The sequence below is a fragment of the Thiorhodococcus mannitoliphagus genome (genome assembly GCF_010915725.1).
GTDB lineage: Bacteria > Pseudomonadota > Gammaproteobacteria > Chromatiales > Chromatiaceae > Thiorhodococcus > Thiorhodococcus mannitoliphagus.
In genome coordinates this window covers 1-10001 of sequence record NZ_JAAIJR010000168.1, presented here as the reverse complement: position 1 = coordinate 10001, position 10001 = coordinate 1, and the positions used below count along the sequence as shown (strand labels likewise).

8 protein-coding genes are annotated in these 10001 nt (G+C 62.5%); 5 read left to right on the top strand and 3 right to left on the bottom strand.

All coding sequences use genetic code 11. From position 1 onward, the window contains the following. The 3 genes from G3480_RS27975 to G3480_RS23375 all read left to right on the top strand — a co-directional run. On the top strand, positions 1 to 197 hold a 197-nt coding region (locus tag G3480_RS27975), incomplete at its 5' end, for a hypothetical protein (protein WP_206171858.1). Between the two features lie 631 nt (positions 198 to 828). Continuing rightward, the gene (locus G3480_RS23380) at positions 829 to 2289 is read left to right on the top strand and encodes an Lcl C-terminal domain-containing protein (protein WP_164656605.1); all 1461 of its coding nucleotides are present in this window, start codon (positions 829 to 831) and stop codon (positions 2287 to 2289) included. Further along, complete coding sequence (locus G3480_RS23375) at positions 2286 to 2798, top strand: EF-hand domain-containing protein (RefSeq protein WP_164656603.1); 513 nt, start codon at positions 2286 to 2288, stop codon at positions 2796 to 2798. The genes G3480_RS23380 and G3480_RS23375 overlap by 4 nt, the downstream gene beginning before the upstream one ends. A 153-nt stretch (positions 2799 to 2951) precedes the next feature. On the opposite strand, the gene G3480_RS29305 is transcribed toward G3480_RS23375, so the two are convergent. Both G3480_RS29305 and G3480_RS23365 read right to left on the bottom strand, forming a co-directional pair. Then, positions 2952 to 4892 (bottom strand): aryl-sulfate sulfotransferase, encoded by a 1941-nt coding sequence (locus G3480_RS29305; protein ID WP_164656601.1) that lies wholly within the window; start codon positions 4890 to 4892, stop codon positions 2952 to 2954. A 381-nt stretch (positions 4893 to 5273) separates the two neighbouring features. Then, positions 5274 to 5504, bottom strand: a complete 231-nt coding sequence (locus G3480_RS23365; protein ID WP_164656599.1) for a hypothetical protein — start codon at positions 5502 to 5504, stop codon at positions 5274 to 5276. A 283-nt stretch (positions 5505 to 5787) separates the two neighbouring features. Here G3480_RS23365 and G3480_RS23360 point away from each other — a divergent pair, with 283 nt between their 5' ends. Together G3480_RS23360 and G3480_RS23355 are read left to right on the top strand one after the other, a co-directional pair. Further along, complete coding sequence (locus tag G3480_RS23360; RefSeq protein WP_164656597.1) at positions 5788 to 6474, top strand: DUF4282 domain-containing protein; 687 nt, start codon at positions 5788 to 5790, stop codon at positions 6472 to 6474. A gap of 136 nt (positions 6475 to 6610) precedes the next feature. After that, positions 6611 to 8584, top strand: coding sequence for an HDOD domain-containing protein (locus G3480_RS23355; protein ID WP_164656595.1), 1974 nt, complete (start codon positions 6611 to 6613; stop codon positions 8582 to 8584). Positions 8585 to 8650: 66 nt separating this feature from the next. On the opposite strand, the gene G3480_RS23350 is transcribed toward G3480_RS23355, so the two are convergent. Next, complete coding sequence (locus G3480_RS23350; RefSeq protein ID WP_164656593.1) at positions 8651 to 9028, bottom strand: PilZ domain-containing protein; 378 nt, start codon at positions 9026 to 9028, stop codon at positions 8651 to 8653. Between the last annotated feature and the right edge of the window lie 973 nt (positions 9029 to 10001).

Genomic DNA, 10001 nt, shown 5'->3' with positions numbered 1-10001 from the left:
GTCGGATCAGTGTCCGCTTTCAGCTCGGAATGCTGTCCGCTTTGACGTCGGATTGGTGTCCGGTTTGGATCGGAATAGGTGTCCGGATTCGGCCGGAATACTCAGCGATCACTGCTGTTGGTCTGTTGTTTCCCAAATCACCTAAGCTGCTGATGCGTCTGCGCCGCGCATGGGACAGTTCTCACGTTGTAGCCTAGGCGTTCGGGCTTCGCATGCGTCCGCAAGGCACTCAACTGGTTGGCGATGTGCGGCGAGGGCCGCCGACTGCAGGGCGCCATGATGCTCGAGCATGTGCTCATCGGTCGCCAAGGCGGCCTGAGCGGCCCTCACCCTCGCGCGTGCTTCCCGGGCGCAGATGGACCAGGAGGTGTTCATTGGTCTCGGAGACGGCGCAAGCCAGCCTGCTGAGTGCGGGTCCGAGAACAGGATGCGATAAGGGACGCTGGATCGAGGTGAGCTGCTCTCGCTCCGCTCTGTGCGACTGCCGTCAGAGGTTGTCTGAAGATTGCAATCGCCCGAGCTGGGGCGAATTCATTGGCCCTCTCGCCAGTGCCAAGGGCGCCTAAGACAGGGTCCATCAATTGTTTCCCGATGCGAGCGATGCCGCCCGAAATCCCCCCTAGCCCCCCTTTGCGAAAGGGGGGAAGTTGTTGATGGACGCTTTCTAAAGTCGCCCCCTTGAGGTTTGTCAGACAGCCTCTCAGATCGCCGGTGGTGTGGTGCTTCTCGGCTTCGGAGCGACTTCATGATTTCCACACAATTTCCACATCCCCCCTCCTTGCTTGCTCGCGAGACTATCCACACTCCGCCACGATCAAGGAATCGCTCATGCCAGTCACTCGATTCACTCGGACCTCCAGAATCGCTCAGACCTCCAGAATCGCGCTTTCTCTAATCATTGGCGCCGCTGTGCCGCTCGCCAGTGCTCAACCCGGCGGCGATCATGGCGGCGGGCGCCGCGGGCCTCCACCACAGGAAGCGCTGGATGCCTGCGCCGACCTGAGCGAACAAGACAGCTGTCAGTTTTCAAGCCCAAGGGGGAGGGTGGAAGGAACCTGTGTCCTCCCACCGCGCGAAGACGGCATATTGATCTGTGCGCCCGACCGAGCGACGCAGCGCACCACCTATCCCAGCGTGGACACCGGGCAAAGCGCTTGCTACGCCGACAGTGGCGCTGAAATCGCCTGCACCGCGACGGGGCGCGCCTTTTCCGGTCAGGATGCCCAGCATCAGGGCAAGACCCCCAGCTTTGCTGACAATGGTGATGGCACCATCACCGACAGGGTGACCGGTCTCATGTGGCAGCGGAGCCCGGACACCAATGGCGACGGCGTCCTGAACCTGGGTGACGAACTCGGCTATGAACAAGCGCTGAGCTACTGCGAAGACTTGAGCCTCGCCGAGCACAGCGACTGGCGGCTGCCCGACATCAAGACGCTCTATTCGCTGATCGACTTCAGCGGCAGGGATCCGAGCGGCTACGAGGAGACCGACACGAGCGGCTTGATACCCTTCATCGATACCACCTACTTCGATTTCGCCTATGGCGATACCCATGCCGGGGAGCGCATCATCGACGCCCAATATGCCTCCAGCACCCTATACATCGCTGGCGACCTCCTCTTCGGCGTCAACTTCGCCGATGGGCGAATCAAGGGCTATGGCCTCACCATGTTCGGGCAGGAAAAGACCTTCTCGGTCTTGTGCGTGCGTGGCAATGAAGCCTATGGCGACAACGACTTCGTGGACAATGGCGACGGCACCATCAGTGATCGCGCCACCGGCCTCATGTGGGCACGCGACGACAGCGGCGTCGATGCCCCCGACGGGCTCAACTGGGAACAAGCCCTGGCCTGGGCCGAGTCGCGGAACGCCGCCCGGTATCTGGGCTACAGCGACTGGCGCCTGCCTAATGTCAAGGAGTTGCAGGGGCTGGTCGACTATGAGCGCTCCCCTGATACCACCGGGAGCGCTGCGATCGATCCACTCTTCAGCGCTACCGGCATCACCAACGAAGCGGGCCAGGCCGATTTCCCCTTTTACTGGAGCAGCACGACCCACGCCAACTGGACGGAGAACCTCGGCTCGGCTGGCGCCTATGTCGCCTTCGGTCGCGCCATGGGGTTCATGGGCGGCGCCTGGGTTGACGTTCACGGTGCGGGGGCGCAGCGCAGCGACCCCAAAGCCGGCGACCCGGCCAGCTACCCCAACGGCAGGGGCCCTCAGGGTGACGCCATTCGTATCTACAACGCTGCGCGCCTGGTGCGTGATGATCGGAGGTTGCCATGAGCAGTCATATCAGCGGTCTCGGTGGTCTGTCGTCGATGATGGTCGGAGCCGGCGCCACCAGCAACCGGCCACCACCGCCGCCCCCGGGTCCATCGCAGCTCTCGGAGCAAATGGTTTCGGCGCTCGACACCGACAGCAAGGGCTATCTCGACGTCGAGGATATCCAGTCGGCGGTCGATCAGCTGACCACAGAGGCTGATGCGTCGGTGGCCAGCGCAGAGGAGGTCTTTGCGGCGCTGGATGGCGATGGGGATGGCCAAGTCACCGAGGCGGAACTGGCGGAGACCTTTCGGACTACGGCCGAAAGTCTTGGGCTTGTGCAAGGAGCGGATGGTCAGGGCAGGAGACCGCCGCCTCGACCATCGTCCGCATCCTCGACATCGACGGCCAGCGCTGAGAGTGCGACGAACGGCAATGCCTTGATGAGCACCATCACGCAGTTGATGCACACCTATGGGGCGGCCGCGTCGTCCGGTGAGCCATCCGCGCGGTTCTCGCGCTCCGCATAATCGAGGCAATGGGGCGCGGCGTCTGCCCCAGGTCGCTGCGACCGACCATCGCGCAGACGTTGGTCCTGCTCGCCCCCTCCGATTTGCGGATCAAGGAGCGAAGCACCGCCGCTCGCGTCGTTGGACGCTCTCCAAGGTCTTGCGGCAGACGGATCAGGGCGATGGTCTGACCGCTCTGCGACGCTCTTCCCGAGACGGGCCAGGCAAGGCCGCGGCGCTGCCGCGGCGATGCTGCTGATGTGGCGGCCTGCGGGGTTCAGAGGTGACTCTGTCCCAAGGTTCCGTCGAGGCGTAGAGGCTCCTTAGTCGATAGGAGCGGTATTGGGGGATATTGAGGGCCGTTTGGAGGACGGCGGTGCCGTTCGGGTCGAGCTCTTGGATGGTTGTGCGGGGCTCCATGAAGGTGCCGAGGATGCCTGAGTTGAGCCAGTAGTTTCCGTTACTGAGCTGCTGCGCCGAGCCGACCGCGTAGGCGAACTCGCCGAGGTCTTGGTTGAAGACGAGTTCCGCGGTCATGGCCTCCTCGTCGATCTCCCACACTTGCCCGCGGCTCTGACAATCCGGCGGTGGCGCGGCGGCTTCGCACCTGAGGTTGCTGTTGTCGAAGAGGATGATGCGGTTGTCCGCAATGTAGCTCGGGTCATGGCTGTGCGAGAACCAGTCGTCCGCGCTGCCGCCGAGGCGCGCGAAGTCGCCATCTGGACCTAGCCGCCAGAGGATGCTGCCGTCGCCTGAGCCGTCGTCGTAGTCGATCTTGAGCACCCAGTCCTGGTGGCGGACGGAGAGCAGAAAGTCGCCGTCGGCGGTGTAGGCAAGGGCGTTGGCGTGCATCCAATCATTGGTCTGATCCGCCAGGTAGAAGGGCGGGCATCCGGCGATGCCCGTGCTGCAGACCTCGCCCAGGGTTGCCAGTCGCGTCGGGTCGAGGTGATCCCAGCCGTTCCACAGCCATTTGATCTGCAAATTCCCGTCGGTGACGATGATCATGTCGCCCAGCACCGAGACCTCTCCGGGGCCTTGCAGGTCCGTGACCAGCCGCTCGACGGTCGCGATGAAGGCGACGTCGCCATTCGGCAGCTCGCGGACGTCATGGTGGATGTCGTTGATCCTGTCGGCGTAGCCCCCTTGCTCGAGCTGCATGTTCAGATCGGTGACGTTGGTCTGCTTGAGGTTGTTGCCGAGCAGATCGGCCTTGGTCAGCAGCTGATTGGGCGTGTTGGTCTCGGGATTCGGCGTGATGTGCCAGAAAGTCCCATTGGGGCTTGGGCGCAATGCCCAGACGGCTCGCTCCAGGTACCAGATGAGGTTGCCTTCCAGGTCCGTTGCATGGGGGTAGGGGCTGAGGCCGGTGCTCGGGTTGCCGATCATGGTGGAATTCCAGATGACGGGCTCGAGCTGGCTGACCCAAGGCGCGGCCAGCGCCTGGATGGTGCTGGGTGAGATGGTGATCCCGGCCATGCCCGTGGTGAAGCTGATCGGCTGCGAGCGTCCAAGCGGCATGCCGTCTTCCCCGAGCGCCTCGTGCTGCATCAGGTAGGTCGTATTCTCACGCATGCCGGCGATCAGGAAGTGCGGCGGCGCCTCGGGCATGCACCACTCGGGGTTGGTCACTTGCTCAATCCCGATGGATGGGGCAACGAAGCGCACACGCATGCGGATCGCCGTCCCGCAGGGCGGCGCGACATAGAGCGCGACCAGCGGGTTGCGGGTCGGATGGACGACGGGCGCATTGAGTCCTTGCGGGATCGCCGGAAGGATGGTGAAGGGCAGGGTTGCGGTGCTCTGGTGGCCGCTGTTCATGTCGAGGACGGCGCCGGTCAGAAGGTAGCTGCCGGGGCGGATGCTGGACCATTCCAAGGTGTTGCTCGACTGATAGGCGTAGATCACCTGGCGGTTTTCCGGCTGCTCGGCCGGCGCGAGGCTCAGCTGATAGAGCACCTGGGTCTCCGCGTCGTCCGTGAGGGTGACGAGCATGCTGGCGCCTGCGGGCTGGGGCGAGGGCAGGTTCGTGGTGAGGCTGACAGCACCGAGCGCCGGCGCGCCCTGTATCGCGATCAGTGTCGCGGCCGCCAGGAAAAGGATGGAATCTCGCACCAGTGTTGCTCCTGGGGTTTGGTTGGGTGTTGGAGGGTCGCATCGCAGCCGAGGAAAGGCTGGCTGCTTGCGCTTTCCCGAGGGCGCCCCTTGGGCGAGGCTTCGCCTCAGACCGACGAGGCATGCCATCGGGATCGCTATCGGAATCGGGATCGCTATCGTCGGTTCGATCCCGATCCCGATCCCGACGGCTTTGGATGGTCGGACGCTTCATCGAAATTTGACTCATCTGCAAGCATTTTGCGCCCTCAAGGATTCTAGACCGAGTCGAGCCGGTCTCGGCCAGCGTTCCGAGCCACGGGCCGCTGCCCTGGGTGCCTTCTCGCTCGGAACACCTGTTGGCCTGGACGTCCTGTCAGGTTTTCACAGGGTCGAGCCAGGTCATTGACCGATCACGCCCCCTTGCTCGATTCGCTCTATACGTGACTCTAGAGCGTCCATGCGTTCCGTCAAGCTGGGTGTTGTCTCGGGACGCGTACTGGACTCCAAGGTGTGCAGCGCGAGCGCCGCCCGCTGGATGACGCTCACCAGGGATTCTCCGGGCAGTGAGAGGGCTTGCAGTTGGATGACGGTTTCTTTCGGCAGGCTGACGCTTGTGTTCGATGCGCCCATGTTGGTCTCCGCAATGCTTGGACAGTTAAAGCCTAACCCCGTAATGGTCGCGCAAGCCATGGCGCCTGTCATGGGGATGTGGTGGCGGGATCCCTTGTCACGCTGTCGTTACGACGGCACTGAGTATTCTTTGGCTGCATTGAGCCAGCGGTAAACGCAAGCCTGTCGTCCGGCTGGCTGCTCGCAATCGAGACCTGTGTCGGGGTTTTTTTCGAGCGCATCCCCTAACCTCCCATTTTGATATTGGCACACTTTGTCAGTCACGCAGCGAGAGCGGGATACCATGAAGCGCTTAGTCCTCCATGTCCCATTGTTCGCGCTCGCGGGCTCGGGGGCGGTTTGGGCTGCCCCGGCCTTCAGCGACGCGAGCATGGGCGACGTCATTCCTTATGTGGTGATCATCTTCGCCTTCCTCGGCATGAGTGTTGGCGCCATCGCCGGCGTGAAGCGGGGATTCAATGTCTTTGCGACAGGCATCGGCGGCTTCTTCTTGGGGCCTTTGGCCTTCGTGCTCTTCCTTGTGCCGCGCGCAAAGAGGGTTAAGCGGCAGAAGGAGGCGGATCAATGTCCCTTCTGCCGCGAGTCCATGGCGCCGGGCGCCAAGGTTTGCGGCAACTGCGGCTGGGATCCCGCCAAGAAGAAGGGCATTAGCGAGCCGCAGCGGGAAGCGGCGATTCAGGCCGACTCCGAGCCCAGGCGCCGCCGCTCCAGGAGCAAGTCCAAGTCTCCGTCGACAGCCAAGCGCGACGCATCCAACAACCTTAGCTCCGAGTTCGCGCAATATTCCGAGATGCTGCGGCAGACCTTACCGGGTACGCTGAACCGGCCGAAAGACATCGATTACATGGCGAAATTCTCCAAGAAGGACGAGGGCATTCATTGCGCCAACCCAGCGTGTCAGCGGATGCTGCTGCCGCCCTACGAGAAATGCCCGCACTGCGGCACGGTGCAGATTCGCGGCGCCGCTTAGCCGAACTTCAGCTTGCAGCGGGCCTCCTGCGACTCATGCCCTGGGGTATCGAGCCCAGCTGAGCCTATGACGGGATGGCAATCAGAGGGGGGCGCTGACAAACTGAGATCGAATTGCTTACTGGAGCAGGGATAGAGTGGCAGAGCAATCGGACAGCCTGACGCGTGCGGTGCGCTTGGCCTTGCGTAGCGAGGTCGGTGAGTTGCCGCCCGCGCCCGCAGCTGCGGTGAAGCTTCTCGGGTTGACGCGAGAGGAGGATACGGAAGTCTCCGCGATCTCGCGCGTCATCGAGACCGAGCCCGCACTGGCGGCCAAGGTGCTCCAGATCGTCAACTCCGCCTTTTACGGTTTCCCGAGCAAGATCAATACGATCCATCGCGCCGTGACCCTGCTGGGCTTCTCCGCTGTCCGGCAGATCGCCCTTCAAGTGCTGTTCTACGAGCGCATGGTGAAGCGCGGCTCGAGTGGTCACTTCGATCGGCTCCATTTCTGGCAGCACAGCCTTTTGGTCGCCATCCTCAGTCGCGGAATCGGCGAGCGTCTGGGACATCCGGACCCAGACGCGCTCTATGCGGCGGGGCTGCTTCACGATTTGGGGAAGATGATCCTAGAGTCGCACGGCCGTGTTTGCTATAGCGATTTTCTCGGCGCTTCGTCCAACAGTGTCAACTCGATTCGGGAGAACGAGCGCACCTATTTCGGTGTGACGCACGACATGGTCGGGGCGGTGATCTGCGCGAGCTGGGGACTGCCCGAGCTGCTCTGTCGCGTCCAGGCTTATCACCACGGTCCCATCAGTGAGGCTGAACTGTCAGCCGAGGAGGCGCGTGAGGTTGCGGTCGTCGCCTTGGCCGATTTCATTGCCTGGACGCAGGGGATCGGCTCGGTGGATCTGCTCAACAGTCTCAGCATCTCTCAGGATGTGCTGTCTTTGGTCCCCTTGGATGAGATCGGTTTGCCGGAGCTGCTCGAGAAGGCCGACGCCGAGATCTCCGAGATCGGCACCTTCTATGGGCTGGAGTTCCCGCCTTCACCTCAGCTGCGCGCCAATATGGTCGCGACCGCCGTGGCGCTTTGTCGCGGCGAGCCGGGCTCGGCGACGCCATCGGGGAATGCGCTGCTCTCGAGCTACACGGCGCCGCATCAAAGCCTGGATCCGGATGACTTCATTCCCCAAACGCTGGAAGCGCTGCAGCGTGAGCTGGGGATCGAGCGCCTGTTGATGATGCAGGTTGAGCCCAAGCGCCGCAGTCTGATCGCCACGCACGCGCTGCCGCCGTTGCCCGCAGTGTCGCCGACGGCACCGCTGGAACTCACGATGCCGACGCTTTCGGGCGAGCTTGTGCGCTGTTTGCGTGAACGCCGGCCGGTGCTGGTCCGGGAGTCGCCGGAGAACGAGAAGACCTTGGCGGCGATTGGTGTCTCTGAGGCGGCGGCGGTGCCCGTCATGTGTCACGGCCGGCTGATGGGTGTTCTCTGGGTCAGTCGCAAGCATGCTGGGGAGTCGCTGGAGCTTGGTCTCTTGCCCGAGGTCATGCGCGTTGCCGGAGAGTTGGGGATCGCCATCGAGCGCAGCCGGACCTTCGAGCGCGAGCGCGCCAAGGCCGAACTCGATGCCTTGACCCGGCTCGGTAATCGCGGCGCCGTCGACCGTTTTCTTGCGCGCGCTTTCCGACAGGGAAAAGAGGCGCGTCGCCTCTTTGCGGTTGGCCTGGCCGATATCGATCACTTCAAGGCCTTCAATGACAGCTTCGGTCATCAGGCCGGGGATGACGTGCTGCGAATCGTCGCCGACACCATGCGCAGCCTAACGCGCCCGACGGACTTTCTCGGGCGCTATGGCGGAGAGGAGTTCCTCTTCGTGCTCATGGATACGCACCTCGAGGGTGCCCGCATCTACGCCGAGCGCATCCGTAAGCAGATCGAGCAACGTGGACAGGTGCTGGCTGAACGCTTCCCTGGACACTCGCTGACCATAAGCATCGGGGTCGCGGTCTATGAGGACGGCTTCAAGGATGAGTCCGAGATCGTGGCCGCCGCGGACGCGGCCCTCTATCGCGCTAAGGCTGCGGGACGCAACCGGATCGAGATGGCTGACGCTGGGCACTAGCGCGCTGATGTGCGCGCCCTTGTGATGACAGCGGTCAGCGGGCTGGTTCTGAAGGATCCGCGGTCGCTAGTGGAATCCGCTCGCCGCTTCGAGGGCCTGGAGTTCGGGACTGTCGACATCCGCGAACTGGATCCCGAGCTGGCAGTGCTCTTCAGTGGTCGCGGGCTTAGTCCAGACGATGGATCCGACCCGGGATATGATGCGGGTCCAGCCGTTCTCTCGACATTCCATGGTGAGCAGCACCTTGGCGCTGATCGGGTAGGGATGGTCAGCGAGCAGCCGGACGCCGCCTGAGCTGACGTCCTTAGAGACGCAATAGTGGCTGCAGGCATCAGTGGCGGACAGGGGTGCGTCGATCGACTGGATCTGGACCTGGCAGTTGTCTGCTCGGCGAAAGTATCGCCGGCGGTTGATGGTCCGGGAGGAGCGAAGTGACTCATGCATTGACTTTGGTCCGCTGGTATTCGAGGCTTGATTTCATCGCTTTACTGGATCTCTAAAGATCCCGATCTCTGCTTGTCCCAGCTGGTGTGTCAGCGTGGTTCCCTCCTCGCTTCGGTATGGCTGTGCATGACTGGCTCGATCACAGGCATCTTGGTCCGTCGTGCCTTGAACGCCTCGCGATTTCAGTGTAGTACCTTTAGATTTACACGCACGCCCCGCGCTGCGCATTCCAGTGCTGCTCAGGCAAGACCCTAGGGTGTCAGTCATTCACCTGAGGTATCCATACTAAAGTTGGTAGGGGGTCTTGTACCTAGTCGCCGACTAACGGTCGGTCATCAAAGCGTGAACTCGGCTGCGGATCCTTGCGTCATCCGAAAGAAATGAGTGGAGTCGAAGGAGGACGAGGGGTAGAAGAGCGCCCAATCGTTCGCGCTGGCGGTGATGCTTCCTCGCTCTCGCTCGTCTCTACTCGCCTGTCTTCACGATTGCGATCCTTCACGCTGACGGCAGGCAACTCCGATTGCCGTGTTTTTTCAGCGGTTGGCGAGCGCGATGTCCAGATACGATGAAAGTCGGTGATGTCTCAAGGTGCAGGTCGAGGGTCAGCTGCAAGCCCAGCTCGATCAGCGCGAGCTGACCACCTTTAGGTGAGCATGCTGCCCTATCTGACCCTGACCCGCCCGAGACACGCCGCCAGTCTGCGTCGTTTGAATTTCACCCAAGTGGGGCCGAATGCTCAGGCCAACGGCGCCGTCAATTCACGCCCTTCCTGGGGAAAGAATGTGCGCCCGAATAGGCATCTGGGGATGAGACAGACAGGGGGGGATTTGCCTTACCCGAAATAGGGCCGTCAGCCTCTAGTGCTTCGCTGCGCAAGTTCCGAGACCGTTGCCTCCTCGTTGTCGTTGTCGTTGTCGTAATCGTGATCGCGGTCTCGACATGGCGAATATTCGATTACGACAACGACAACGAC